This window comes from Paraburkholderia steynii (assembly GCF_900100565.1).
Lineage (GTDB): Bacteria > Pseudomonadota > Gammaproteobacteria > Burkholderiales > Burkholderiaceae > Paraburkholderia > Paraburkholderia terrae.
Genome location: NZ_FNDI01000006.1, coordinates 242,997 through 269,944 on the forward strand (window position 1 = coordinate 242,997; position 26,948 = coordinate 269,944).

Here is a 26,948-nt window from a genome sequence, read left to right on the forward strand (position 1 = left end):
AAGAACACGGGCTGGCGGTGTTAGCCGCTTTCTTTTGCCTACTTTTCTTTGCGGCGGCAAAGAAAAGTAGGTGCCGCCCCGCACAGGGGCGACGCGTGAAGCACGCTAACGAATCGCGGATGCCAGCAAAAAACCAGCAAACCACCCAGCGTCGCAGACAACAAAAACCCCCTACCGTGCTCTCACAACAATCTGCGCCAACGCATCCCTCTCAATCTTAACGAGCGAAGCCCGAGCCAGGGCAAACTCACCAGCACTACACACCTGGCGCCCAAACCGGGCACTCAAACGCCGCGAAATCTGCACAACCCGCGTAGCGGAATCAAACACATACCGCGATTCATAATCAAAAAACCGGTCCCGCACGACAACATCCTGCGGCATATCAGTAACACGAACACTATCCGGCAACGCAATCTGCGCCACCTCATCAAAATCGCCGCCAATACAGACCCAGGGCTGCGTCCGCTCCGGCTCGGCGAGCCAGGCCTGCACCTGCGTCGCGATCCCCCCCGACAAACTCGTCAACGCAGGCAACGCCGTCGTGCCGTCGGGCCACGTGAAGTGCTCCAGCGAACCGTGCATGGAAGTCGTAAACGGCCCCATGGTCGGCGTCACTTCGCCAGGCTGCATCCGTGCAATCCCATGCAACCCCGTCTGCCGCAAACGATCAGCGGCAATCAGTTGCCAGCGCTGCCGCGTCGCGCGTCGAAACACATTGCGCTCGAGTTCTGCCGACACCCCCACATCCTCCACGCGATACGTGAACGCCGCCGTGCCAGTCCGGTCGATATCGATCTCGAGCCGCACGTTGCGCCCGCGTTCCTGCGTCGCGGGCGTGCGCGCGAGCACGCCATCGTCGACCAGCAGCACCGGCCGGTCCATCGCGCCCGGCGGCAGATAACCGAAGCCGATACCGCCCGCCGTCGTATCCGCATACAGGCGCAATGAAGGTATCCACGTGATCGCATGATTGATCGCGCTTGCGCCATAGCCAGGCACATCGGGCAGCGTATAGACGGGCCCCAGGTTGAGCAGCACAGCCTGACTGTCGATGCCCACCGCCGCGAGCATCGCGCCATACAGCGCAACGTGATCCTTGCAGTCGCCATAGCGGTTGCGCAGGATATCGCTCGCCTTGTGCGGCACGGCAGCCGTCTCGCCCAAAAACAGCGCGACATAGCGAATGTTCAGGCGTACCCAGTCGTACAGAATCTGCGCCTTCACGCGCGGATCGTCAGTCTGCGCCGTCAACGCCTGCGCAAGCTGCGCAATCGCAGGATCGCGCCACGTCGGGTCCAGCGCCGCGTTCCGATAGCGTTCGGCAAACGATGCGAAGTCGCGCGTCGTCGAGACCATCAGACGGTCGCCCCACGTCGCGTAGCCGACGGCGCCCGACTCGATGGGCGCATACGGCCCATGCCGATACTCGAACGTATAACGCGTGCGGCCGTTCTCCGTCACGGGCGGCAGCGCGACATAGCCGCGCGCGTCGGCGTACAGCGGGACGTCGGCGGGCAAGTCGAAGATCAGTTGCTGCATGTCGACGGGCCCGCGCGTCGGCTCGACGAAATAGGCGAACGTGCCGCCTTGCAACGGCAGCGCGCGCGTCTTGCGAAACGCCAGATGCACGCGCGAGCCCGGCTCGACGCCCGGAAAAATCACCGTACGCAGCACGCCGTCCTGGAAGGTCGGCGCGCCCGCCGAGCGCGGCTCCTGCACGTCGCGAATGCCCTCCGGTCCTACCGGATGCGCGACGCCGTTGGGATCGATCGTTTCCGCTGCGAGCAGTTGCACCTGCTCGATATCCTTGTTGAACCACACATAGCGCTGCGCGATATCGTCGACGCCGCTGGTCGTGTTCGCGCGCAGCACCGTATCGTCGTGTTCCTCGATCGAGCCGTCCTTCTGTACGACGAACAGATGCACGTCGCGCTCGATCGTCGATGGCGGAATGTCGTCGCCTGCGACCCGTTCCTGCGCGTGCGCGGCGCCCGCGCCGTATGCGCAGACGATCAGCGGCAACACGGCCGCCGCGCGCAAGCGGTGCGCTCGCCGGCTCATGCCTCGCGCACCGTGTGACGACGCCCTGCGAGATTCGCGCGCGCGCCGCGCTGCATGCGCCACGCACGCGGGCTCATGCCGAACTCGACGCGAAACGCGTGATTGAAATTGGACACGTCGTTAAAGCCGCTATCGAGTGCGATATCGACGATCTTCGTGTCCTCGTCGGCTAGACGCAGCGCTGCATGGCGCAGGCGCGCGCGCAGCACGTATTGATGCGGCGTCACGCCCGTGACGCGCTCGAACGTGCGCAGAAAGTAGAAGTCGGACAGATCGCACATTTGCGCGAGACTCGCGAGCGTATGCGGCGCATCGGGCGTTTCGTCGATCAGGCGCACGGCCTGCGTGACGCGCGACCATGCGGACGCGCTCGTCGTCACGACACGCCGCTTCGCATCCGCCTGCGTCGCCCGCAGCGTGGCCCCGGCCAGTTCGACAGCGAGTTCGTTCCAAGCCGTACACGACGCGCTTTCCGTCGCCCCGGCGCACGCACGCGCGATCAGGCCGGAAAACGCGCGCAACGGCGGCATGCGGCCATGCCGGAACGACGTATCGGAACGAGCGAAGCCCGCATCGGCGGCGAGTTGCTCAAAGTACGCAGGCTGATAGTGAAACGACACGCAACGGTCGCCGGGCGCATGCCGATGTCCGCATTCGAAGCACTCGCCCGCATTGCCGAGCAGCAGCGACCCCGGCGTGAGCAGCTCGCGCCCCGCTGCCGACAGGTAGCCGAACGCGCCCGCCGCCACGATCGCGATGCAGACGCCCGCGTGACGTTCCTCGAACGGCCTGTCACGCGGACCGAAGGTACACAGCACGTCCATCGCCGACCAGCCGTCGCCCGCGGCAAGCGCGCGCATCTGCGTGTTGCCGGGCGCGCCGAGCGTGTCGCGGCGTGCGAGCGCGGCTTCGAGATCGACGGCAATTTTTCCCAAGATGTCACCTCGGCAGGTCCGTATGCTCGTTTTATCACAACGGCGGCAGGCGCGGCGCGACGCGTTCGCCACCCTTTTCAACCCGCTTCAGCATACGGAGCAACCCGCAATGAATGCATTGGATCACGGTCCCGCTGCCGGATTTCATGCAGCACTCGCCGCGCCCGGCCGCGCGGCTGACATCGATGCCGCCGACGACCTCTACGGCTGGCTCATCGGCAGTTGGGACATGGACGTGCTGCACTATCGCGTCGACGTGCGCGAGCGGCATCTGACGGGCGAAATTCACTTTGGCTGGGCGCTCGAAGGGCGTGCTGTGCAGGACGTGTGGATCATGCCGCGCCGTGCGGATCGCGGCGCGCGCAACGACGACGGTTTCGACATGTACGGCACGACGCTGCGCGTATGGGACCCGTCGATCGAAGCGTGGCGCGTCACCTACATCAATCCCGCGAATGGACAGCGCGACGAACTGACCGGCCGCAAAATCGGCGGCGATATCGTGCAGATCGGTACGCATGCGAACGGTACGCCGATCCGCTGGAACTTCACCGACATCACCGATGATTCGTTCCGCTGGACAGGCGTTGCGCTTGCCGCCGATGGCGTCACGTGGAATCTGGAAGGCGAATTCGTCGCGCGGCGCAGGCGCGGCTAGCGCATTTGCAGCGGGCCGCGCGCACGGACTAGGCCTGTCGCAATTCCGCGCCCTCGTCCTTCGACAGCTTCACGAAGAAGAACAGCGAGCACAGCACGGCCGCGCCGACAACAAAGAACGCGGGCGAGAAATCGCGCGCGGTGAGATGTGCGGCGCTGCCGCCATGCAGATGCGCGGTCAGCGCGAGCAGCGACGCGCCGAACGCGACGCCGAGACTCACGGAGAGCTGCTGCGCCATGCCGGAGAGCGCCGTCGCGCGGCTCATCTTCGGCTTCGGCATGTCGGAGTAGCCGAGCGTGTTGAGCGTGACCATCGCGAGCGAATTGAACAGGCCGCCCACCAGCAGCGTGCAGAAGATCAGCAGATGCGGCGTGCTGGGCTTGAACAGCCCATAGCACGCATAGAAGCAGCCCGTCATGCAGGTCGCGACGATCAGCAGCGTGCGAAAGCCGATGCGCTGAATCGCCTTGGTCATCACGCCGCGCACCGCGAGCGAACCGACCGCCGTCGCGACGCTCAGCGACCCCGACGTGAGCGGCGACAGGCCAAAGCCCAGTTGCAGCATCAACGGCATCAGGAACGGCGATGCGCCAATGCCGATGCGCAGCGGCATGCCGCCGAGCACGGCCGTCCGGTACGCCTTGTAGCGCAGCAGCAAGGGATCGATGATCGCATCGACGTGACGGCGGCTATACAGCCAATACAGCAGCATCGACAGCGCGCCCGTGCCCGTGAATGCGAACGTCACCCATTGCGGCACGAGCCCACGGCCGGCCGTATCCAGCCCGCCGACAAGACCCACGAGACCCGTCGACAGCAGTACGAAGCCAGGCAGATCGAAGCGCTCGTCGATGCGTTCGTGCGTGTCGTCGATGAACGCGAGCGCGCACAGCACGCCGATCACGCCGAACGGCACGTTCAGCAGGAAAATCCAGCGCCACGACGTGATCGTCACCACCACGCCGCCGAGCAGCGGACCCGCGAGCCGCCCTACCGCACCCGGCACCGTGAACCACACCATCGCGGCGACCATCCGCGCGGGCGGCACGCTGCGCAGCAGGATCAGCCTGCCGACGGGCACCATCATCGCGCCGCCCATGCCCTGCAGCACGCGGAACACAACGAGCTGCGGCAGCGATGTCGCGATCCCGCACAGCGCCGAAGCCAGAGAAAACAGCCCGATGGCCGAGCAGAACACGCGACGCGCGCCAAAGCGGTCGGCAAGCCAGCCGCTCGCCGGCAGGAACACGGCGAGGCTGAGCAGATAGGAAGTGATCGCGAGATTCAGATGCAGCGCCTCGACGCCGAGCGAACGCGCGATGGAAGGCAGCGCGGTCGCCATGATCGACGTATCGAGGTTTTGCAGGAACAGCGGACAGGCAACGATCAGCGGAATGATGCGGGCGCGGTCGGTCATCCCGTTCTTTTACCGCAAAACAGCCGCCGATGGCGAGTCCAGCGGCACGCGCGGTGTTACGGTTTGTTGCGCCCGCTACGGCCCGACGAGGCACGTCTTGTACGCACGGTGCCCGTCAGCGCGCGTCTTCTTCGAGCGCGCGCCGCAACGAAAGCGCGATGCCGCGTGCCGCGAGCGTCACTTCATCGAGCGAAGGGAACGACGGCGCGATGCGCAGGTGCCGGTCTTCGTCGTCGCGTCCGTAGGGATACGCGGCGCCCGCTGGCGTCAGCACGAGACCCGCCTCGGCCGCGAGCGTGACCGTGCGTTTCGCATACCCCTTCGGCACGTACAGGCTGATGAAATACCCGCCTTCGGGACGATTCCACGACACGCCGGGAATATCGGCGAGCAGCGCTTCGAATGTCGAGACCACGGCGTCGAACTTCTGACGCAGCAGCGCGCGATGCTTCGCCATCAGGCGTTCGAGCCCTTCTCGGTCGCGCAGAAAGCGCACGTGCCGCAACTGGTTCAACTTGTCCGGACCGATCGTGCGCACGCTCATATGCTTTTGCCACCAGCCGATATTGCGCTGCGACGCCGCGAGAAACGCGATGCCGCCGCCCGCCACCGTGACCTTCGACAGCGACGCGAACACCAGCGCGCGGTCCGCATGCCCCGCCCGTTCGCACAGGTCGACGATGTTGGGCGTGCTACGCGGCGTGTCCGTCAGATGATGAAAACGGTACGCGTCGTCCCAGAAGAGGCGGAAGTCGCTCGCGGCAGCGGGCAGCGCGGCGAGTCGCTCGACCGTTTCGCGCGACCAGATCGCGCCGCTCGGGTTGCTGTAGAGCGGCATGCACCAGATGCCCTTGATCGAAGCGTCGTTTTTTACGTGCGCTTCCACGGCGTCCATGTCGGGGCCGTCCTGCGTCATCGGTACGGGAATCATGCGGATGCCGAGCGCCTCGCAGATCGCGAAATGCCGGTCGTAGCCGGGCACCGGGCACAGGAACGCCACCTCGCCCTGCTTGCTCCACGGCGCGTGCCCCGGCATGCCGTGCAGCATCGCGAACGCGAGCGCATCGTGCATCAGTTCGAGGCTCGAATTGCCCGCCGCGACCACTTGCGCCGTATCGACATCCAGCAGTTGCCCACCGAACTCGCGCGCCTCGGGCAAGCCCAGCAAGTGCCCGTAGTTGCGGCAGTCGATGCCGTCGCGCGACACGTACCCGGCTGTGCCCGCTTCGTCGAGCAGCGCGCGCGACAGGTCGAGTTGCTCGGGCGACGGCTTGCCGCGCGACATGTCGAGCCGCATCGCAAGCTGCCGGAATTCGTCGTAAGTGGAAGGCGTCGCCATGATGTTCCCGGATGAGCGCGCTCGCGTCGGGTATCGAGCGCAGTGTATGAAGCCAGTATGCCGCCGCCCCTGAGTTCAGACAAACGCGTTATATTGAACATTTCGATCAATATTTCTGATACGTACTTCAAGGGGATGCAAGCGGATGAAAGCCCTCGATCTCGACGTGCTCGCGATGTTCGTCGCCATCGCCGACACCGGCAGCTTCGTGCGCGGCGCGGCGCTCGTGCATCGCTCGCAGTCCGCGCTGAGCATGCAGATCCGTTCGCTCGAAACCGCGCTCGGCAAGCCGCTGTTCGTGCGCGGCCCGCGCAGCGTGACGCTCACGCAGGACGGCCAGGTGATGCTCAGCTACGCGCGCCGCATGCTCGCGCTGCGTGACGAAGCGTGGGCATCCGTCGTGCATCCCGACGTGAAAGGCCGCGTCGCGATCGGCGTACCGGACGATTACGCGTCGTCGCTGCTGCCATCCGTGCTGCGCAACTTCTCGGCAACCTATCCGAAGGTCGAAATCCAGGTGGTCGGCCTGCCGAGCAACGCGCTCGAGCCGCTACTGAAGGACAACAAGATCGACCTCGCATGCGTGACGCGCGTGAAGGGGCTGGCGGGCGAATTTATCCGGCTCGAGCCGATGGTGTGGGCAGGCACATCCACGGCGGGACGCGAAGTGTGGAAGGAGCGCCCGCTGCCTATCGCGCTGTTCGGCGTGGGCAGCGTCGCGCGCTCGAATGCGATTCAGACGCTGGAGCGCGCGAAGATCACCTATCGCACGTCGTATGAAAGCCCGAGCCTGATGGGACTGTTCAGCATGGTCGACGCGGGCCTCGCGGTCGCGCCGCTCGCGCGCTGCGCGGTGCCCGAGCGATTCGTCACGCTCGGCCGCCAGCATGGCCTGCCGAAGCTGCCGGAGCTGGAGATCATCCTTGCGCGCAGCGCGCGCTCGAACCGGCCGCCGTGCGACTATCTGGCCGAACAGATCCTCAGCGAACTGCGCGACTGAATAGATTCGCGCGGCGTGCGCTTCACATCGCCGCGATCAATCGTTGCCGCGCCGCGCGATAAGCGCCGCTATGCACGCCCAAATCCCGCGCTGCGTCCAGCAGGCCGTCGCGTGCCTGTGTGCTGGGGGCATCGTCGGGAAGCCATGTGTCGAAGTCGGCCTGCGAGCCATGCTGCCCGGCAGCGCTCCGCGTACGCAGATGCGCGTCAGCGAGCATGCGCTCTTCCCACACCATCAAATGCGCGAGCCGCGCGCAGCGGCTCGCGCGCGCTGTGAACTGCGGCTCGAAATGCGTCTGCGCGATCCAATCGGGGAGTTGCTCGCCCGGCATCGGACGCGCGATCCCGTAGCCCTGCGCGAGATCGACACCGAAGATCCGCAGCGCATCGAGCAGCGCCGGGTCTTCGACGCCCTCGACCACCACCGCCTTGCCGAGCGCCTGCCCGAGCCGCGTCAGATGATGGATGAACGGCAGCACGTCGGCGGCGTCATGATCCTGCAGATCCGCGATGCTACGGTCGATCTTCACGCAATCGAACGGCAACTCGCGCAGCCGGCTCAGGCTGCTATGCCCTGTGCCCAGATCGTCCTGCGCGAAGTCGACGCCGAGCGTCTTGTAACCCGCGATCTGCTTATCGAGCTCGACGCCCTGCGGCAGCGCGCCGGACTCCAGGATTTCGAGCATCAGCTCGCCCGCCTCGCAGCCGAATTCATCGAACGCGGTGCGCGTCGCGTCGAAGTAGCGCGAATCGCAGAGCGCGGCTGGCGGCAGATTGACGGACACGACGACGTCGATGCCCACGCGCCGCCATGCGTTGCGCTGCGTCAGCACCTGCGCGAGGCCGCGCATATACAGCACGAGATGGTCGTCGCTGCACAGCGACGGCAGAAACTGGCCTGGCGCGATCGGCACGTCGCCGTCGCGCAGCCGCGCGAGCGCCTCGACCTTCGTCACGCGGCCGACGCGCAGGTCGAGTAGCGGCTGATAGTGCATGCACAACGCGTCATCGCGCAGCATGTCGGCCCATCGCCGAGGCGCGGGGCGAGGCGCCGCAGCGGAGCCGGTTGAAGTTGATCTGCTCATAAATGGTCTGGCCGAAATGTTGGGGAAGCATGTGCGCAAGTCGCCACATGTGCGGCGTGGATCGGCGATGTGATCACCTTGATACGGAATGCCAGGCAATCATGGATACCTACCATTCCTTGAATGCGCCAGATCGAGGACGCTGACCAATATCAATGCCTTCAGCGGACACAGTGCCGACAATCTCTTCATCGGCTAGCTCATAGTCGACGAGGCGGGCGCATAACACTCCACAGTGCGCGACGTCTCTTCGGGCTCCGCAGTTCCCCGGCTGCGGAGCCCCTTTTTTTCCACGTCTAGCAACGCGCGCTGCGTATGGAGCGGGCACGCCAGCACACTAGCGGAGCGCCTCGTTGAAGTGACCGACTTCGGCGGCAATCGTCGAGTGATAGCACTCGGGCAAGTCGCTCGTGCGCGGTTCGTTCAACACTCTCCTGATGCGTGCGTCGAATTCGGCCCTGACCTCGGCTCGCGTCGCCGGCATCAGACTAACGAGAATCGCCTCCAGCAATTCACCGGCCACGATCAGCCGCGCGCCATACTGGATCAGGGCATCGCTTTGCAGCGACGAAAGCTGCGTGAGCAGATCGACAGACGAGCCGGCGCTCGTGCCGTCGTCGCCACAGGCGGCACGATGAATGGAAGATGCTTGCATCGATGTTTCCCTGACGTTCAAAACGATTCCCAATCGCCATCGGCGGATACGGTCTCTTTTGCCGCTGCGGGCTTCGCGGCGGGTTCGACGCGGCGCACAGCCAGGGCATGCTTCGCGGCGGCGACGGGCGCGCGCACGGCGCGCGGCAGCAACACGGCAGGCGCGGCGCTGGGCGCCTCGGCGAGCCTGAAGACGGTGATCGCGCCCGTCATCTGCATGGCCTGCTCTTCGAGCGCCTGCGCTGCCGCTGCTGACTGCTCGACAAGCGCCGCGTTCTGCTGCGTGACCGTGTCGATCTGGCTGATCGCCTGGCTCACCTGCCCGATGCCCTGGCTCTGCTCTTCCGACGCTGCCGAAATCTCACCGACGATATCGGACACCTGCTTGATCGCGCGCATCACCTGGCCCATCGTCGAGCCGACTTCTTCAGCCTGGCGCGAGCCGTCCTTGACGAGCGTGGTTGACGATTCGATCAGGTCCTTGATCTCCTTCGCGGCCGACGACGAACGTTGCGCGAGCGAGCGCACTTCACCCGCGACGACGGCGAAGCCGCGCCCCTGCTCGCCCGCACGCGCTGCTTCGACAGCCGCGTTCAATGCGAGGATGTTGGTCTGGAATGCAATGCCTTCGATCAGCGTCGTGATCTCGGCGATCTTCGCGGAGCTTTCGCTGATGTTGCCGATCGTGCGCATCATCGCCTGCACCGCGTCGTTGCTCGCATCGGCCATCGAGCGTGCGTTGGCCGACAGCGAATCGGCCTGGCGCGCGTTGTCGGCGTTCTGCTTCACCGTTTCGGCCAGTTCCGTCATCGTCGCGGCCGTCTCTTCGACGGACGCCGCCTGCTCTTCCGTGCGCGACGACAGTTCCATGTTGCCCGCCGCGATCTCGCGCGAGGCAACAGTCACCGAGTCGCTCGACGTCTTGATGCGGCGCACGGTGTCCGCAAGCTGGCCGCTCATGCGCCTCATGGCGTCGAGAAGCGAGCCGAACTCGCCCCTCACGTCGACGGTGATCGGACGGTCCAGACGGCCGTCAGCGATGTCGTTGGCGAGGTCGACCGAGCGGTTCAACGGGCGCGTGATCGCCTTCGACAGATACACCGTCGCGCCGAGACACACGATCGCGCTCGACGCCAGCATGCCCAGCGCGATCCAGAACATCTGCTTCGACGAGCGCTCGCTATCATTCGTGAAGTCTTTAGCCTGAGCCTGGTTCAAGTCCATGTCCTGCTGGATCAGCGTATTGAGCGCCTCGGCCACGCGCACCACGGAATTGCGCTGGAACTCGATAGCGCCCGCCACATCGCCCTGCTCGATCTGCGCGACCTCCTGATCGATCATTGATTTGAACGTGCTGGCCTGAGCGTGAATCTTGTCGGCGATCACCTGCTCATCGGCGCTGCTGATGCCGCCCGAATAGTATTGCGCCCAGCACGAATCCATTGCGGCCTGCAGTTCACGCACGCGCCGCAAGTTGTCCTTGTCCTGCGTCACGAGCGTCTGCCACAGCAGACGGCGGATTTCGATCTCGTGGATGCGAAACATGGCGAGCTGCGTAACGGGCACCAGATTGCCCGTGTAGGCGGTCTGCATGTTGTCGCTCATCGTTTTGACAGCACGCATGCCATACAGCGCATTGCCAACCAGTAACACGGTACACACGGCAAAGGCCGCGATGATCCTGAAGCGGATCGTTTGAAAAAACTGAGTCATTCCATTCTGCCGGATGATGGCGCTCGGGCGGCTCACCTGCCGCGCCTCGCGATTGAAGAAGAAGACGGCTCGCGCGCGCATCGCGCTGCCATCGCGGAACGCGTCTTCGTCAGGTCGCGTTCTCATGTCGATCGAGCCGCAACGAACGACATGCGTCATTCGGGGCTACTGTCCACTGCGATCGTAAGGTTGACCGGGCATGGGGGCAATGATGGATATCAATAACGAGATAAGCGGAAAATCGTGGCGTTACTCAGGATGTCTATTTATTATTTCGGCGCGTTATTCACTCGTTATTCGTAGGCGAAAGAGCGGCGAATCGACGTGCTAGCGCCGTTCAGCAAACACGTTTTCTACGTCATCTATGGATCAGGTTGCCTGTTGCGATACCTGGTTGATCGAAGGATTCGCCCGACGCGATATCGAGGTCCGCGACATCGTGTCGCACCAGGCAAGATCGAACGGGCGCCACGGCAATCCGTCGCCACGTGCAACACGTCCGTTGGAAACACTCATGTCATCCATTCCCTACACGACAGTAGCCCGCCCTACGTACGATTCAACCGAACACCCATTTTATTTTGAGACAGCGCGGGCAATACTCTCGGTCGGGAATTTGACGTAAGCGCTACAGATACATCGCAGGTTGCATTGCGACGCCAGCCCGTCTGCATCACACCCGCTGATCGTAGCCACGTCGCCCTGCCTGCGAGGAAATCATGAACGCTGACGAAGTTTTTTCGGAGATACGCGAAGTCAATCTGGCGTATCTGATGCTGGCTCAACGCCTCGCGCGCAGGAATCCCGTCGAGGCCCAAGTCCGTCTTGGCATGTCGGCGGAACTCATCACGATCATCGGCGGGCTTTCTGCCGCGCAGATCGTGCGGCTCGCCGATTCGGACGTGCTGCTGTGCGGCGTCGGTCTGCAGGAGCGGTCCATGCTGAGCGCACTCAACGACACCTTGAGCCGGCACGACATGCAGACGATGCACGCCGCGATGCTGCTCGCTCAATTGCCTGCGAGGACCGTGTGATGACCGCGCTTGCTTCGCTGAAGGCCGTCGTCGCGCGCGCAGACCCGGGACAACGGCGCCTGCTCGACGACGTCAACGAGACGTTGCTTGCAATCGAGCTGTTCGAACTCGGCGCGCGGTTGCAGGTCACGCAAGCCGAAACCACGCTGTCGCGTGACCGCCTGATTCGTCTCTATAAGGAATTGCACCGCGAATCGCCACCCAAGGGCATGTTGCCGTTTTCCGAGGACTGGTATGTGACGTGGATGCCGAACATCCACGCTTCGCTGTTCCATGCGTTGTACCGGTCCGTCTCCGCGCAGCGTGACATCAGGCGGATCGCGGCGATCATCGCGGCATACCGCCTCTATCTCGAACATGTCCCGCGCGGCACGGAGCCCGTGTTGAGCTTTACCCGCGCGTGGACACTCGTGAAATTCGTCGAGCACGACATGCTGCATCTGAGAACGTGTAGTTGCTGCAAAGGCAGCTTCCTCGTGCTCGCCTACGAGCTGGAACTCGGCTACGTCTGCGGGCTATGCAAGCCGCCTTCGCGGGCGGGAAAGACAGGCCGCCCCGCCAAAGCCGAATAACGGCCCTCGCCCCGCACGACGGGACGCACCCCGCGCGCAGACACAGGCGGCGCACCGGACATGCTATTAGTCACTGGAGATTCGAAAGTTGGACCACAACGCAATGCTTAGGGAAATACGGGAGGTCAATCTGTCATTTCTATCTCTCGCGCAGCGGCTTGCACGCATCGATAGCCCGAGGGCCATGCGTTTGCTCAGAGTCGGTGAGGAATCGGTGAAGGAGATTGCAAGCTTGCCGCCCGAACAGATCGCGAAGCTCGCCGCCACGAACATGCTGTTCTGCCGTTTCGCGCTCGACGACTGCGCGCTGCTTGCGTCGCTCGTTCACGGCGTTCAGCGCGGTGTCGAACGGCAGGCGACGGAGCCGCTCGCGGCGTAACCGCCATCCGGATCGTCATCGTCCTGTTGTGGTTGTGCGCCGCGCTTCGAGGCGGCATGACCCCGATACGAACCTGCCGCGCAACGACCAGGCATTCGCGGAGACTTCCAGATTTGAGAACGTCGTTTCCAGCCGCATGTATTGATAGTTATCCTATTCGACATATCATTGTGTGCAAGCATTCGCGAAGATCATCCGACGAAGCGTCGCATGCGATGGTCGCGCCGCGGCACAGGATTACCCGCATGATGCGCCCGCTCCCGTGTGAGCGTCGCGCTCGCAGCCCGGCGCGAGAAAGCAGCACAACCCACGGCGCATCGCCCGCTCACAATCGCGCCCATTGACGGCAACACCAGCAGACTACAACGCCGCATCACGCACGCACGCGGCCAAGGCGCGGACAGGCGCGCAGAAACGATGCGGCAGCAGGAATCCGGGCGCGCCACGCCGCAACCCGACGATCTGAACCACAACATGAATACTGTTGCCTCGCCAACCGGTCAAAGCCTTCGCACGGCATTGACGATGCTCGCCACCTTCATGGCGGGCGTGCTCGCGGCCTCGTTCACAGCCTGTCTCACCCTGCGATGGACGACGACCGTCGCGGGCGCAACCGTGCTCGCGATCCTGGTTGCGTGCATCGTGTGGTCGCATCGCGAGGAGCGGCGCAACCGCCTCGCCCGCGCACGATCGCACGAGAACGATCTGCACGGCGCAACATCCATGCAAACTTTCGACGAAGCGCGCCTGACGGCCATCATCCGCTCGTCGCGCGAGGCAATCGTGACGATCGACGCCATGCAGCGCATCGTCCTGATGAACCCGATGGCGGAGGAACTGCTAGGTTGCGATGCGGCAAAGGTCATAGGCGGCCCGCTCTCGCGCTTCATCCCCGAACGGTTTCGCATCGCGCATGCGAAGCATGTCGAGCATTTCGGCGCGACGAGCGGGTCCGACCGGCGCATGGGCAGCCCGCGCGTGCTGTATGCGTTGCGCGCCGACGGTCGCGAGTTCCCTATCGAAGCGTCGATTTCGCAAAGCCAGTATGGCAACGAGAAGCTCTACACCGTGATGCTGCGCGACATCACCGGGCGCATGCGCGCCGAAGAAGCGCTCAGGCAGTCGCGCGAGGACCTGCGCGAGTTGTCGGCGAACCTGCAACGTGTACGCGAGGAAGAGAAGGCGCACATCGCGCGCGAGTTGCACGACGATCTCGGGCAATCGCTGACTGCGCTGAAAATGGACCTGTCGGTGATCGGGCATGCGCTGGAAAGCGAGGGGATCGACAACGCCTACGTGCATGAGCGGCTGCAGGCGATGGCGCGCGTGATCGACGCGACCGTTGCGTCCGTGCGGCGGATCGCGGCAAACCAGCGGCCCGCAATGCTCGACGATCTCGGCCTCGTCGCGGCGATCGACTGGCTCGCCGACGATTTCTCCCAACGCTATGGCATCCGCGTCGCGCGCCGGCTCGAGGTTGGATCGGCAGCGTTTTCGCACGGTGCAGCGACGGCGATTTTCCGTATCGTCCAGGAAGCGCTGACGAATGTCGCGAAACATGCACAAGCGTCGCTCGTCACGCTCGCGATGCGGGTCGACGGCGAGCACTGCACGCTCGACATCGTCGACGACGGCCGCGGCCTGCCCGCCGTCGAACACGCGCGTGATCCACGCACCGGCAGGAATTTCGGGCTGCTCGGCATTCGCGAGCGGGTCCATATGCTCGGCGGCACGCTATCGACGGGCGAGCCCGGCCACGGCTTCAACCTGTCCATCACGTTTCCGCTCGACGCATTGCAATCTGAAGAGACGCAGCCATGATCCGCATTCTCATCGCCGACGACCACGCGCTGATACGCGAAGGTCTGCGCCACATCCTGAAGGGCTCACCCGAGTTCGAAGTGGCCGGCGAAGCCGCGGACGCGGCCAGCACGATCGCGCTCGTGCGCTCGACGGATGCGCACATCCTGATCCTCGACCTGTCGATGCCGGGACGCAACGGCGTCGAAATGATCCCGCAAATCAGGGCCACCAATCCCGCCCTCCACATCCTCGTGCTGACGATGCACGGCGAGCATCAGTACGCGGTGCGCGCGTTCAAGGCGGGCGCGTCCGGCTATCTGACGAAGGAAAGCGCGAGCGGCGAACTGGTGAGCGCGTTGACGAAGATCGCGGGCGGCGGCGTCTATATGAGCCTTTCGATGGCCGAGCGCTTTGCGCGCAACCTGCACGAGCCGCTCGAGATGCTGCCGCATCAACGGCTGAGCGACCGCGAGTTCGACGTGTTCCGCCGCATCACGGCAGGCCAGACGATCGGCGAGATCGCCACGCAGTTGTGCGTCAGCACCAAGACGATCAGCACCTACAAGGCGCGCATCCTCGACAAGATGCAGATGCCGCACGGCGCGGCGCTGGTGCGCTATGCAATGCGCCACAAGCTGTTCGACGACAGCGAAGAGCCGTGAACGGGTCCGATGTAGGCGACACCCTACACGCGCTCCGATTGACTGACCGCAGATTCATTCGCCGCCGATTCAATTTTGAAACAGCACCCAACATACTTTCAGCATTGACATTGCGTGCCGTGCTGTCCAACTGCAGCGACGCGGACGCCGTACGACACCATTTCATCGCGCGTGCATCATGGCCCGCGCGCGCATTCCCGAAAAGGAAGCCACCATGCTACTCGCCGATGCACCGACGATCACGCCCCCGCCGTTCACACAGGCAACCGACTTCGTGCGCAGGTTCCAGCCAGGCGGCACGCAGCATCCCGCGCCGCGCTGTTCGCAATGTGCGATCAGCCCGCTCTGCAATCCTGGCGAACTGAGCGCCGAGGAACTCGCGCAAGTCGATTCGCTGGTTCAGGAAGTGCGCACCGTGCAGCGCGGCGCGAGCCTCTATCGCGCGAACGATCCGTTTCACAACGTCTACATTCTGCGCAGCGGCTCGTTCAAGACAGTCGTCATGCATCGCGAAGGACGCGAACAGGTGACGGGCTTTCAGATCGCAGGGGAAATGCTGGGGCTCGACGGGATCGTTGGCGGGCAGCATCTGTGCGGCGCCATCGCGCTCGAGCGCAGCACCGTCTGCGTGATTCCATTCGAGTCGCTCGAAGACCTGTGCCGCGAAATCAAGCCGATGCAGCGGCATCTGCACAAGGTCATGAGCCGCGAGATCGTCCGCGAATCGAACATGATCATGCTGCTCGGCACGATGCGCGCCGAGCAGCGTGTCGCGACGTTCCTGCTGAATCTCGCCGACCGCTACGGCACGCGCGGCTATTCCGCCACGGAGTTCAACATGCGCATGACGCGCAGTGAGATCGGCAGCTATCTGGGCATCACGCTCGAAACGGCGAGCCGCATGTTCTCCAGGCTGCAACAGGAAAGGCTCGTGCAGGCGCGCGGCAAGCAGATTCGCATTCTGGACAGCGGCGCGCTCGCGCGGCTCTGACACGCCATGCGATACCGGCTGCTACGCTGCGCATTCATCCCTCTTCGCCCAGCTGCACGAGCAATGCGTGCAGCCGCTCGGTGTGACGCAGCAGCATGTTCCGATGCTTGTCGATCTGTTCGAGGCGGCCGGCCAGATCGGCGTGAATGGGATCATCGAGCTCGGCGGCCGACAGCACGTCTTCGACTTTGGAACGCACCGACGCGAACTCGACGGTCGGATGCGTCAGCGAGCGCTCGAAGCGCCGCACCTCCTGCACGGCGAGATCGCGCACCTTGCGGAAATACGCCTGGCGCCGGTGCAGTTCGGCCTCGGCGACTTCGTCTTCCGGACGGCGCTGCGGCTGCTGTCCGAAAATCGGCTCCGGCGGACGCAGCACCGATTTTTTGCGTACCGGATGTGCCGTGCCGCGAAAACGCGCGAGCGGCGTTTCGTTGTCGATCGCTTCGCGCGCGTTGCCCGGCACGTCGGCGGGTTCGTGCGGCGCATCCATCCAGCCGCTGGGCAGCCCTGTCACCGATTCGACGCCGCGCACGAATTCCTCGCTGAAGTCGCGCTGGTCGGCGAGCATCAGCTTCAGGTACGACGCGGAGAACGTCATCATCCGTGCAAGACGCGTGACGGCGCCGACTTCCCGCGTCAGCAACGCCAGATTGGCCCGCCAGATGGGAAGCAGGGATTCGTCGGAATATTCCATCGCTGGGTCTTCCTTCATCAGTCTTGCTGCTAAGCCTGCGTTGATCGGGCCACACGCACCGCAACGCGCATGCCCGTGCGCCGCGTCCGACAACGATAGTCGCATCGCCATGCGGCGCGCAACCGGATTCGCACGGCGGTTGCTGCGCAAAGACAACACCGGCGCGCACCGCGGCGTATGCGGGTTTCACTGACGATTGACCCCGGCGAGCGGGCGGCGTTCCGCACCGAGGTGCGAGGACGGATGAATTTCGCCATGTGGATTTCGCCACGCGGCAAATCAACGGAGAGGAACGAGGCGGCCGGACGGACGCCTGCGGGGTCGCTGCGCGCGAGGCCCGAAGCCCGCGCGCACGCGTCTTTCAGGCCGCCGCGACGTGCGCGAGCGCCGTCTTCACGAGCTTTTCGAGCAGCGGCTCGATTTTGCCGGCGAGCGCTTCGTCATACGCATACGGCATCTGTTCCTGCATATACGTGATCTGCGACAGCTCGAGCTGTACCGCATGCACGTTCTGCTCTGGCTGGCCATATTGGCGCGTGATATAGCCGCCCTTGAAGCGGCCGTTCGCGATGGCGGTATAGCCGCCATGTCCGTCGACGATCTTCGCGAGCGCTTCGGCAAGCCCCGGCGCCGCGCTCGCACCGTTCGACGTCCCGAAGTTGAAGTCGGGCAAGCGGCCATCGAAGAAGCGCGGCACATGCGAGCGGATCGAATGCGCTTCCCACAGCAGCACCTTGCCGTGCTGCGCCTTCAGCGCCGCCAGCTCGCCCTGCAAGGCTTCGTGATACGGCTTCCAGTACAAGTCACGGCGGCGCGCGACTTCGGCGTCGTCGGGCAGGTGGCCGTCGCGATAGAGCGGCTCCTTGTCGAACGTATCGACGGGCAGCAGGCCTGTTGTGTCCTGCCCCGGATAGAGGTTGGCGCCATCGGGCGGACGGTTCAGATCGATCACGTAGCGCGCATACGTCGGCGTCAGAATCGACGCGCCCATGCGTTTCGCGAACGCGTACAGGCGGTCGAGATGCCAGTCGCAATCGTCGGTGCGCGCGGCGACGGGTGTCATCTGCGCGGCGATATCGGCGGGCAGACGCGTGCCCAGATGCGGGATCGAGATCAGGAACGGCAGGCTTCCCCGATGCAGCGAGAAGACGGGCAAGGTATCGGTGGCGGTCATGTCGTCGGTACTTCTCAAAGTTGACTCGGGTTCACTTCAGCAGTTCGGCGAGCGCCGCGCGATATTGCGCATACGCGTGCTCTTCATCGCGATGCCTGCGATTGTCGACGACTTTCGCGCCGCCCGCATACACATCGCGAATGGGTGTCTCGCCATGCTCGCAGAATACGACACCTGAAAGCCATGCGTCGTTCGCATGCTCGGCGATGCTCGCGTGGTCTGCATCGAGCACGATGAAGTCGGCCCGCGCGCCCGTGCGCAATGCGCCCACCGCGCGGCCCGTCGCGAGCGCGCCGCCTTCCAGCGACGCCGCGAACAGACGATCCGCGACACGCGGCATGTCAGCCGACGCAAGCACGTTGCGCTGCCGTCTCGACAAGCGTTGACCGTATTCGAGCAGCCGCAGTTCCGAACGCCAGTCGACGCCGATATGGCTGTCGCTGCCGACGCCGATGCGCCCCTTTTGCTCCAGATAATCGTGCGCCGGAAAGATGCCGTCGCCGAGGTTTGCTTCCGTCGTCAGGCACAGGCCCGCGATGGCGCCGCTTTTCGCCAGCGCAGCCGTTTCATCGGCATCGACATGCGTCGCGTGTACGAGGCACCAGCGCGCGTCGACATCGAAGCGGTCGAGCAGCCATTGCACGGGCCGCGCGCCTTCCGTTGCGACGCACGCGTCCACTTCCGCCGTCTGCTCGGCGATATGAATGTGTACGGGCGCGCCCGGCGACATCGCGTCGAGTCCATTCAGCAACTCGCGCAGCGAATCGTTGGACACCGCGCGCAACGAATGCGGCGCGACGCCATAGCGCAGCGCGCCATGCTCGGGACGCGCGCGGCGCAGCGTGTCGAGCAACCCGAGCAGACTGTCCGGCGTGTTGATGAAGCGGCGCTGGTCGTCGCGCGGCGCCTGCGCGCCGAAGCCCGCGTACTGATACAGCACCGGCAGCATCGTGATGCCGATGCCGCTCGCGCCCGCCGCATCGACCACGCGTTGCGCGAGTTCCGCGTCGTTCGCGTAGCGCTTGCCGTCCTGCATGTGATGCACGTAATGGAATTCGCAGACGGACGTGTAGCCCGCCTTCAGCATCTCGATGTAAAGCCATTGCGCGATCGACGCGAGCCCTTCCGGCGTGATGCGCGCGGCGAAGCGATACATCAGGTCGCGCCAGCTCCAGAAGTTGTCTGTAGCGTTCGCACGATATTCGGTGAGGCCCGCCATCGCGCGCTGGAACGCGTGCGAATGCAGGTTCGGCATGCCGGGCAACACAGGACCGCTGGCTTTGGCGACGCCCGCGGGCGCTTGCGCATCGGGTGTCACCGAGACGAGCGCGCCTTGCGCGTCCCATTGCAGCAGCACGTCGCGCCGCCAGCCTTCGGGCAGATACGCGTGATCGGCGAAAAGCGATTGAGTGGCTTGAGTCATGTTCGATCCGGTTTTCGCGTCGCGCTCAGTACGCCCGACGCGTATAGACGGTTTCGCCGCCGCGCACGACGCGCGCGCACAGCGGGCGTCCAATCCAGTAAGCAAGTTCCGCGAGCGATTGCACCGACCACACAGCGAAATCGGCAGCGCGGCCGACGGCGAGCGCGCCATGCGTATCCGCCTTGCCGAGTGCCTGCGCCGCGTGGCGCGTCACGCCTTGCAGCACTTCGGGCACGGTCATGCGGAACAGCGTCGTCGCCATGTTCATCATCAGCGGCAGCGAGGTTGCGGGCGAGGTGCCCGGATTGCTGTCCGTCGAAATCGCGATGGGCACTTCATAACGGCGCAACAGGTCGAGCGGCGGCAATTGCGTTTCGCGGATGAAGTAGAACGCGCCCGGCAGCAGCACGGCCACCGTGCCCGCTTCCTTCATTGCGGCGACGCCCGCCTCGTCGAGAAACTCCAGGTGATCCGCCGACAGCGCGCGATGCCGTGCGGCCAGCGCCGTGCCGCCACCGTTCGACAACTGCTCCGCGTGCATCTTGACGGGCAGCCCGCGACGCGCAGCCGCATTGAACACGCGCTCGCTCTGTTCGAGCGAAAAGCCGATGCGCTCGCAAAACACATCGACGGCATCGACGAGTCCTTCGTCGGCCAGTGCGGGCAGCATGCGCTCGCAGACTTCGTCGATGTAGTCATCGGCGCGGCCCGCGAATTCCGGCGGCAACGCATGCGCGCCGAGAAACGTCGTGTACACCGTCACAGGGTAACGCTCGCCGAGTTGCCGCGCGACGCGTAGCATCTTGCGCTCGCTGGGCAGGTCGAGCCCGTAGCCGGATTTGATTTCGATGGCCGTGACGCCTTCGGCGAGCATCGCTTCGAGCCGCGCGGCCGACTGCGCGAATAGCGACGCTTCATCGGCGGCACGCGTGGCGCGCACCGTCGATACGATGCCGCCACCCTGCTTCGCGATGGCTTCGTAGCTGACGCCCGCGAGACGCTGCGCGAATTCGTCGGCGCGCTGGCCGCCGTACACGAGATGCGTATGGCAATCGACGAGACCGGGCGTGACCCACGCGCCGCCCAGGTCTTCGCGCGGCCACGCGGCGTATTGAGCAGGCAACTCGCGCGACGAACCGAGCCACGCGATGCGGCCGTTCTCGACGGCGATCGCGGCGTCGTCGATCGTTTGATTGGGATCGCCCTGCGGACAGAGCTTCAGGTGGTTCCAGACGGTTCGCTTCATGGCAGGGCTGTCTGTGATGTGTGCAAGCGCTCAGGCTTGCGATGTGTCGGTGTAGCGGATGCTGACGGCGAGCAACGCGCCCTTTCCTTTGACTTCGCATGACAGCGCGCGGGCGTTGTCGATGCGCAAGGTGTCCATGGCGATGAGCGTCGTTGCATTGGCAGCGTCGTGCGTCGCGACATGCAACTCGCCTTGCGCGCAGAACAGCAGCACGACATCGGCATCGAGTCGCGCACGCGTTTCGTCGCGCCAGATAGCGACGTCGCCCGTTGCCGCGCCACGCCGCACCATCAGGTTGAAGTCGCGCGTCGCGCCGTTTATAAGCCGCGCGTCGATGGCCGTTTCACCTTCGAAGCGCGCGATGTCGAGCGGCTCGCGCAGCGCGTGCGTCACGCCGCCCGCTTCATCGAGCAACATGCCCGCGCCCGACAGCAGCGCGAGCGTCCGGTCGATTCCCGCGAAACGCGAGAACGGACCGGCTTGCGCAACGTCGGCGACACTCACTCGCCACACGAACGCGTCGAGCGCCGCGCCCTCGGGGAACGCGGCGACTTCGCGCGTGACGCCGCCGCCGTTCTTCCACGGCGACGCCACGAGGTCCGCGCCGCGAATCAGCGACACGCTTGCAGACGATGGCGTCGCGGACACGATCAGCGGCCCAGCATCGGCAGCTTGAGACCGGCTTCGCGCGCCGTTTCCTGCGCGAGTTCGTAACCGGCGTCCGCGTGACGCATCACGCCCGTCGCGGGGTCGTTGAACAGCACACGGCCGAGACGTTCGCGTGCTTCATCCGTGCCGTCGGCGACGATCACGACGCCCGAGTGCTGGCTGAAACCCATGCCGACACCGCCGCCATGATGCAGCGACACCCACGATGCGCCGCCTGCCGTGTTCAGCAGTGCGTTGAGCAGCGGCCAGTCGCTGACGGCGTCCGAACCGTCCTTCATCGATTCCGTTTCTCGGTTCGGGCTCGCGACGGAACCCGTATCCAGGTGATCGCGGCCGATGACGATCGGTGCCTTCAGTTCGCCGTTCTTGACCATTTCGTTGAACGCCTGGCCCAGACGATAGCGATCCTTCACGCCAACCCAGCAGATACGCGCCGGCAAGCCCTGGAACGCGATACGTTCGCGTGCCATGTCGAGCCAGTTGTGCAGGTGCGGATCGTCGGGGATGAGTTCCTTGACCTTCGCATCCGTCTTGTAGATGTCTTCCGGATCTCCGGACAGCGCGACCCAGCGGAACGGACCCTTGCCTTCGCAGAACAGCGGACGGATGTACGCGGGCACGAAGCCGGGGAAATCGAACGCGTTCTGCACGCCCATTTCCAGCGCCATCTGACGGATGTTGTTGCCGTAGTCGAGCGTCGCGGCGCCACGTTCCTGCAGCGTCAGCATGGCTTGCACCTGCTTGGCCATCGACTGCTTGGCGGGCGTCACGATGCTCTGCGGGTCCGTCTTCATGCGCTCGCGCCAGTCTTCGATCTTCCAGCCTTGCGGCAGGTAGCCGTGAATGGGATCGTGCGCGCTGGTCTGGTCGGTCACGCAGTCCGGCGTGATGTTGCGCTTCACGAGTTCGGCGAACACATCGGCGGCATTGCCGAGCAAACCGACCGAAACGGGGTTGCCCGTCTTCTTCGCCTCTTCGATCATCGCGAGTGCTTCGTCGAGCGTCATTGCCTTCTTGTCGACGTAACGCGTCTTCAGACGGAAGTCGATACGCGACTCATCGCATTCGACGGCGATCATCGAGAAGCCCGCCATCGTCGCTGCGAGGGGCTGCGCGCCGCCCATGCCGCCCAGGCCGCCCGTCAGGATCCAGCGGCCCTTCGGGTCGCCGTTGAAATGCTGGTTCGCCACCGAGAAGAACGTCTCGTACGTGCCCTGCACGATGCCCTGGCTGCCGATGTAGATCCAGCTGCCCGCCGTCATCTGGCCGTACATCATCAGGCCCTTGCGGTCGAGTTCGTGGAAGTGATCCCAGTTCGCCCAGTGCGGCACGAGGTTCGAGTTCGCGAGCAGCACGCGCGGCGCGTCGGCATGCGTGCGGAACACGCCAACGGGCTTACCCGATTGAATCAGCAGCGTCTCGTTCTCTTCGAGGTCCTTCAGCGACGTGAGGATCTGATCGAAGCAATCCCAGTTACGCGCCGCGCGCCCGATGCCGCCATACACGACGAGCGCATGCGGATGCTCGGCCACTTCCGGGTCCAGGTTGTTCTGGATCATCCGGTACGCGGCTTCCGCGATCCAGGTCTTGCAGGTTTTCTCGCTGCCACGCGGTGCGCGGATCGTGCGGGTCGGGTCGAGACGCGGGTCGATGTGTTTCGGGTTGTTCATGATGCCCTCGGAAGCGCTGATAACTCGGTAACGGAGTCGAAGATTGAACGGAAACTGGAACTTAAAAGTGGCCGGTGAACCGGTAGCGGTTGCCCGGATGCCAAAGGTTGGCCACCGAAGCGACCACACCCTGCGACCACGTGCGCCGGTGCAGCACGAGGCAAGGTTCGGCGTCGTCCATCGTCAGATGCCGACGGGTGTCGGCATCCGGCGCGGAGGCTTCGATGCGGTACTCGACGCGCTGCAGCGGCGCGACGCGCACGAGATACTGGTTAGGCGTCGTGTTGGTGAAGTCCTGCAACGCGTATTCGGGCGCGACGGCCGGGTTCACCCAGCGCTCTTCGAGCTGGACGGGCTCGTCGTTCTCCAGGTGCAGCACGCGCGAATGAAAAATCGGGTTGCCCGCACTCACCTGCATTTCGGCAGCGAGTTCGTCGTCGGCGATCGCGGCGCCCACGTGCAGCACCTTCGCGTGATAACGATGGCCACGCGCGACGATCTCGTCGGAAATGCTGCGGATCGCCACCAGCGTCGACTCGTACTTCGGCCGCGCGACGAACGTGCCCGAGCCCTGAACGCGCGTGAGCACCTGATCGGCCGTCAACTCACGCAACGCGCGGTTGACCGTCATGCGCGCAACGTTGAATTCGCGCGCAAGCTCGTTCTCCGATGGAACCTGATGGCCTTCGCTCCATTCGCCCGCGTGAATGCGGGCGAGGATGAAGTCCTTGATTCCCTGATAGGCCGGTGCGTTCATGCCGGGCGTCTCGCTATGCGGATGAATTAACGTTGCTCGGAGATGAACGAGAACGGGCTGTGCGCCGCGATCGTGCCGTCTTGTACGAGCTTCGTGCATGCAGCGATGTCAGGCGCGAAGTAGTGATCGAGTTCGTAGTGCGCGACCTGCGCGCGGATCGTGTCCATCACCTTTTGCAGCGACGGGCTGGTCTTGTGCGGCGCACGCAGATCGACGCCTTGCGCGGCGGCGAGCAGTTCGATCGACAGGATGTTCGCGGTGTTCTCGGCGATGTCGGCGAGCTTGCGCGCGGCGAAGGTCGCCATCGACACGTGATCTTCCTGATTGGCGGACGTCGGCAGCGAATCGACGGAAGCCGGGTGAGCCAGCGTCTTGTTCTCCGATGCGAGCGCAGCAGCCGTGACGTGCGCGATCATGAAGCCCGAGTTGACGCCGCCATCCTTGACGAGGAACGGCGGCAGGCCAGACAGCGTCGCGTCGATCAGCAGCGCGATGCGGCGCTCGGCCAGCGCGCCGATTTCCGCTACGGCGAGCGCGAGGTTGTCGGCGGCGAACGCGACAGGTTCCGCGTGGAAGTTGCCACCCGACAGCACTTCGCCCGTGTCCGGGAAAATCAGCGGGTTATCCGACACGGCGTTTGCTTCGACGAGCAGCACTTGCGCAGCGGCGCGCATCTGGTCGAGGCACGCGCCCATGACTTGCGGCTGGCAGCGCAGGCTGTACGGGTCTTGCACCTTGTCGCAGTCGGCGTGCGACACGTTGATGGCCGAGCCTTCGAGCAGCGTGCGATACGCAGCCGCGGCGTCGATCTGGCCTTGATGGCCGCGCAGCGCATGAATGCGGTGATCGAACGGCTTGACGGAACCCATCGCTGCGTCCACCGAGAGCGCGCCCGCCACCAGACCGGTGCGGTACAGGTCTTCGATCGCGAACATGTTGTACAGCGCGAGCGCCGTCGATGCCTGCGTGCCGTTCAGCAGCGCGAGGCCTTCCTTTGCTTGCAGCGTCAGCGGCTTCAGGCCAACGAGGCGCAGGCCTTCCGTCGCCGGCACGCGCTCGCCCTTCGCGAACACTTCACCGACGCCGAGCAGCACGGCCGACATATGCGCGAGCGGCGCAAGGTCGCCCGATGCGCCGACCGAACCCTTCACGGGAATCACGGGCAGCACGTCGGCGTTGAACAGCTTGATGAGCGCCTCCATCACTTCGCGGCGGATGCCCGAGTGACCGCGGCCGAGGCTCGACAGCTTGAGCGCGATCAACAGCCGCACGACGGGCTGCGACATCGGCGCACCGACGCCGACGGCATGCGAGAGCACCAGATTGCGCTGCAGCAGTTCGAGCTGGTCGTGCGGAATATGCGTGCTCGCCAGACGGCCAAAGCCCGTATTGATGCCGTACGCCGGCTCGCCCTTCGCGGCGATGTCCGCGACGGCTTGAGCGCATGCGTCGATGTCGGCGAAGCTCGCGGGATCGAGTTCCAACGTGACCTGCTCGCGAGCGATCTGGCGCAGTTGGGACAAAGTCAGGGTGCCGGGCGTAAGGATCATGATGTGAGTTCCTGTCTATACAAATTTTGAGAAAGTGTAGCGGCGTCAGCTTGTATATACAACTCAAATTTTGGGGTTTGAGATAGGGACTTTCCATTAGGCGCAGCGGGTTTGCTGGCATGGTTCTGGCAGTTTGAGCCGCCCTGTCCGGTTGCGGCGGCGAGCGTGGTTGAGGCGCGGTCCCGCCAGAGAAAGCCCGATAACTTGTATATACACGTCCAATTTTCGGGTTGGCAAGCGGACAAAAACCCGGCCTTGTCGCGATTTGCCGCTCGTCGTCCGCGCCCGCCGTGTTTCCCGCCGCTAGTCATTCTTGACTTCAAATCAAGAGTGATTTGAAACCAACCCACTTTTTGCAAAACTCGCCCGCCTCCATACTCAAGTCATTCCCAGTTTTCTCTCAAAGGAGAACGTCTTGAACATCTTCATCACTGGCGCAAGCGGTTTTATCGGCGGATCCATTGCGGCGGGTCTCGTGCGCGCGGGCCATCGCGTGACTGGCCTGATCCGCAACCCGGAGCATGCGGCTGAACTGAAGCGCCTCGGCATCGAGCCTGTCGTCGGCACGCTCGACGACCGCGACTTGCTGATCGCCCAAGCCAAAGCCGCCGACGCCGTCATCAACGCGGCGAGCAGCGACCATCGCGGCGCGGTGGAAGCGCTAATCGAAGGTCTCGAAGGCTCCGGCAAGCCGTTTTTGCATACGAGCGGTTCGAGCATCGTCGGCGACGCGTCGGGTGGCGAACGCGGCGACGCAAAGATCTACACGGAAGACGCGCTACCCGAGCCGACAGCAGACAAAGCACCGCGCGTCGCCATCGACAGCCTCGTGCTCGACGCAGCAAAACGCGGCATCCGCTCGTCGGTGCTATGCAACACGCTGATCTACGGGCATGGCGCCGTCAAAGGCAGTTCGAGCGTGCAACTGCCACGACTCGTTCGTCAGGCGCAAAAGAGCGGCATCGTGCGGCATGTGGGCAGCGGCGGCAACATCTGGTCGAACGTGTTCATCGACGACGTGGTCGAACTGTATCGGCTCGCGCTCGACAAGAGCCCGGCGGGCACGTTCTATTTCGTCGAAAGCGGCGAAGCGTCGTTCCGCGAGATGACGGACGCGATCGCCAAAGCGATGCACCTCGGCCCGGCGCAGGACTGGCCGCTCGATCAGGCGATCGACGAATGGGGCTATGAAATGGCGTCGTATGGTCTCGGCTCGAACAGCCGCGTGCGCGGCACTCGCGCGCGCAAACTGCTCGACTGGCAGCCAGAGCACACGTCGGTGATCGAGTGGATCGAGAACGACATGATGAAAGACGCGTAAAACACGCGTCGAAGCGCGCATAGAACGTTGGCCAGCGCACACGTTGTAAGCCAGGCTGTTGCGTATCCGTAAGCTCGCATCGCTAGAATCGGCGATGTTCGATCAGGTTGATGACAACCTCGATCTTTCGGCTCGA

General features: G+C 64.4%; 24 protein-coding genes. 9 read left to right on the forward strand and 15 right to left on the reverse strand.

What is annotated here, in order from left to right:
* Window positions 1–171: 171 nt before the first annotated feature.
* Both BLT65_RS13710 and BLT65_RS13715 read right to left on the reverse strand, forming a co-directional pair.
* Window positions 172–2,064 carry a DUF3857 domain-containing transglutaminase family protein gene (locus BLT65_RS13710; protein ID WP_091778416.1) on the reverse strand — a complete coding sequence of 631 codons (1,893 nt, stop codon included), beginning with the start codon at window positions 2,062–2,064 and terminating at the stop codon, window positions 172–174.
* A complete protein-coding gene (locus BLT65_RS13715; RefSeq protein ID WP_091778418.1) occupies window positions 2,061–2,999 on the reverse strand; it encodes a helix-turn-helix transcriptional regulator in 939 nt (312 codons plus the stop codon). The genes BLT65_RS13710 and BLT65_RS13715 overlap by 4 nt, the downstream gene beginning before the upstream one ends.
* 109 nt (window positions 3,000–3,108) lie before the next feature.
* Between BLT65_RS13715 and BLT65_RS13720 the strand changes: the two genes are divergently transcribed.
* Window positions 3,109–3,657, forward strand: a complete 549-nt coding sequence (locus BLT65_RS13720; RefSeq protein ID WP_091778609.1) for a hypothetical protein — start codon at window positions 3,109–3,111, stop codon at window positions 3,655–3,657.
* 28 nt (window positions 3,658–3,685) lie between these two features.
* On the opposite strand, the gene BLT65_RS13725 is transcribed toward BLT65_RS13720, so the two are convergent.
* Together BLT65_RS13725 and BLT65_RS13730 are read right to left on the reverse strand one after the other, a co-directional pair.
* Entirely contained in the window at window positions 3,686–5,074 is a 1,389-nt protein-coding gene (locus tag BLT65_RS13725) for a DHA2 family efflux MFS transporter permease subunit (RefSeq protein ID WP_086919163.1), read from the reverse strand.
* Window positions 5,075–5,189: 115 nt separating this feature from the next.
* The gene (locus BLT65_RS13730) at window positions 5,190–6,413 is read right to left on the reverse strand and encodes an aspartate aminotransferase type Ic (protein WP_091778420.1); all 1,224 of its coding nucleotides are present in this window, start codon (window positions 6,411–6,413) and stop codon (window positions 5,190–5,192) included.
* Between the two features lie 145 nt (window positions 6,414–6,558).
* On the opposite strand from BLT65_RS13730, the gene BLT65_RS13735 reads away from it, so the two are divergent.
* Window positions 6,559–7,413, forward strand: a complete 855-nt coding sequence (locus tag BLT65_RS13735) for a LysR substrate-binding domain-containing protein (protein ID WP_042308360.1) — start codon at window positions 6,559–6,561, stop codon at window positions 7,411–7,413.
* A 22-nt stretch (window positions 7,414–7,435) separates the two neighbouring features.
* Here BLT65_RS13735 and BLT65_RS13740 read toward each other — a convergent pair whose 3' ends face one another.
* The 3 genes from BLT65_RS13740 to BLT65_RS13750 all read right to left on the reverse strand — a co-directional run bounded on the left by BLT65_RS13740 (window position 7,436) and on the right by BLT65_RS13750 (window position 11,023).
* Window positions 7,436–8,431, reverse strand: coding sequence for an EAL domain-containing protein (locus BLT65_RS13740; RefSeq protein ID WP_091778422.1), 996 nt, complete (start codon window positions 8,429–8,431; stop codon window positions 7,436–7,438).
* Window positions 8,432–8,834: 403 nt separating this feature from the next.
* The gene (locus BLT65_RS13745; protein WP_091778424.1) at window positions 8,835–9,152 is read right to left on the reverse strand and encodes a hypothetical protein; all 318 of its coding nucleotides are present in this window, start codon (window positions 9,150–9,152) and stop codon (window positions 8,835–8,837) included.
* A 17-nt stretch (window positions 9,153–9,169) separates the two neighbouring features.
* Window positions 9,170–11,023: a methyl-accepting chemotaxis protein gene (locus BLT65_RS13750; protein ID WP_091778426.1), complete on the reverse strand. Its 1,854-nt coding sequence runs from the start codon at window positions 11,021–11,023 to the stop codon at window positions 9,170–9,172.
* A gap of 560 nt (window positions 11,024–11,583) precedes the next feature.
* On the opposite strand from BLT65_RS13750, the gene flhD reads away from it, so the two are divergent.
* The 6 genes from flhD to fnr all read left to right on the forward strand — a co-directional run bounded on the left by flhD (window position 11,584) and on the right by fnr (window position 16,305).
* A complete protein-coding gene (flhD, locus tag BLT65_RS13755) occupies window positions 11,584–11,898 on the forward strand; it encodes a flagellar transcriptional regulator FlhD (RefSeq protein WP_091778428.1) in 315 nt (104 codons plus the stop codon).
* Window positions 11,898–12,470 (forward strand): flagellar transcriptional regulator FlhC, encoded by a 573-nt coding sequence (gene flhC, locus BLT65_RS13760; protein ID WP_042308352.1) that lies wholly within the window; start codon window positions 11,898–11,900, stop codon window positions 12,468–12,470. The genes flhD and flhC overlap by 1 nt, the downstream gene beginning before the upstream one ends.
* A 103-nt stretch (window positions 12,471–12,573) precedes the next feature.
* Entirely contained in the window at window positions 12,574–12,849 is a 276-nt protein-coding gene (locus BLT65_RS13765; protein WP_229513460.1) for a flagellar transcriptional regulator FlhD, read from the forward strand.
* Between the two features lie 474 nt (window positions 12,850–13,323).
* On the forward strand, window positions 13,324–14,670 hold the full coding sequence (locus BLT65_RS13770; protein WP_091778611.1) for a PAS domain-containing sensor histidine kinase: 1,347 nt from the start codon (window positions 13,324–13,326) through the stop codon (window positions 14,668–14,670).
* A complete protein-coding gene (locus BLT65_RS13775; RefSeq protein ID WP_042308349.1) occupies window positions 14,667–15,314 on the forward strand; it encodes a response regulator in 648 nt (215 codons plus the stop codon). Before BLT65_RS13770 ends, BLT65_RS13775 begins: the two co-directional genes overlap by 4 nt.
* Window positions 15,315–15,528: 214 nt before the next feature.
* Window positions 15,529–16,305, forward strand: a complete 777-nt coding sequence (gene fnr / locus BLT65_RS13780) for a fumarate/nitrate reduction transcriptional regulator Fnr (protein WP_081920962.1) — start codon at window positions 15,529–15,531, stop codon at window positions 16,303–16,305.
* A 34-nt stretch (window positions 16,306–16,339) separates the two neighbouring features.
* On the opposite strand, the gene BLT65_RS13785 is transcribed toward fnr, so the two are convergent.
* The 8 genes from BLT65_RS13785 to hutH all read right to left on the reverse strand — a co-directional run bounded on the left by BLT65_RS13785 (window position 16,340) and on the right by hutH (window position 25,491).
* Window positions 16,340–17,002 carry a hypothetical protein gene (locus BLT65_RS13785; RefSeq protein WP_042308512.1) on the reverse strand — a complete coding sequence of 221 codons (663 nt, stop codon included), beginning with the start codon at window positions 17,000–17,002 and terminating at the stop codon, window positions 16,340–16,342.
* 361 nt (window positions 17,003–17,363) lie between these two features.
* Window positions 17,364–18,176: an N-formylglutamate deformylase gene (hutG, locus tag BLT65_RS13790; protein ID WP_091778434.1), complete on the reverse strand. Its 813-nt coding sequence runs from the start codon at window positions 18,174–18,176 to the stop codon at window positions 17,364–17,366.
* A 31-nt stretch (window positions 18,177–18,207) separates the two neighbouring features.
* Complete coding sequence (locus BLT65_RS13795; protein WP_091778436.1) at window positions 18,208–19,599, reverse strand: formimidoylglutamate deiminase; 1,392 nt, start codon at window positions 19,597–19,599, stop codon at window positions 18,208–18,210.
* A 25-nt stretch (window positions 19,600–19,624) separates the two neighbouring features.
* Complete coding sequence (hutI, locus tag BLT65_RS13800; protein ID WP_091778438.1) at window positions 19,625–20,845, reverse strand: imidazolonepropionase; 1,221 nt, start codon at window positions 20,843–20,845, stop codon at window positions 19,625–19,627.
* A gap of 30 nt (window positions 20,846–20,875) precedes the next feature.
* Entirely contained in the window at window positions 20,876–21,493 is a 618-nt protein-coding gene (locus BLT65_RS13805) for a HutD/Ves family protein (RefSeq protein ID WP_091778440.1), read from the reverse strand.
* A gap of 2 nt (window positions 21,494–21,495) precedes the next feature.
* Window positions 21,496–23,184, reverse strand: coding sequence for a urocanate hydratase (gene hutU / locus BLT65_RS13810; RefSeq protein ID WP_042308340.1), 1,689 nt, complete (start codon window positions 23,182–23,184; stop codon window positions 21,496–21,498).
* 61 nt (window positions 23,185–23,245) lie between these two features.
* Complete coding sequence (hutC, locus tag BLT65_RS13815; RefSeq protein ID WP_042308338.1) at window positions 23,246–23,941, reverse strand: histidine utilization repressor; 696 nt, start codon at window positions 23,939–23,941, stop codon at window positions 23,246–23,248.
* 26 nt (window positions 23,942–23,967) lie between these two features.
* A complete protein-coding gene (gene hutH, locus BLT65_RS13820; protein ID WP_042308337.1) occupies window positions 23,968–25,491 on the reverse strand; it encodes a histidine ammonia-lyase in 1,524 nt (507 codons plus the stop codon).
* A 415-nt stretch (window positions 25,492–25,906) separates the two neighbouring features.
* Between hutH and BLT65_RS13825 the strand changes: the two genes are divergently transcribed.
* Window positions 25,907–26,812: an NAD-dependent epimerase/dehydratase family protein gene (locus tag BLT65_RS13825; protein ID WP_091778442.1), complete on the forward strand. Its 906-nt coding sequence runs from the start codon at window positions 25,907–25,909 to the stop codon at window positions 26,810–26,812.
* The last annotated feature ends 136 nt before the right edge of the window (window positions 26,813–26,948 follow it).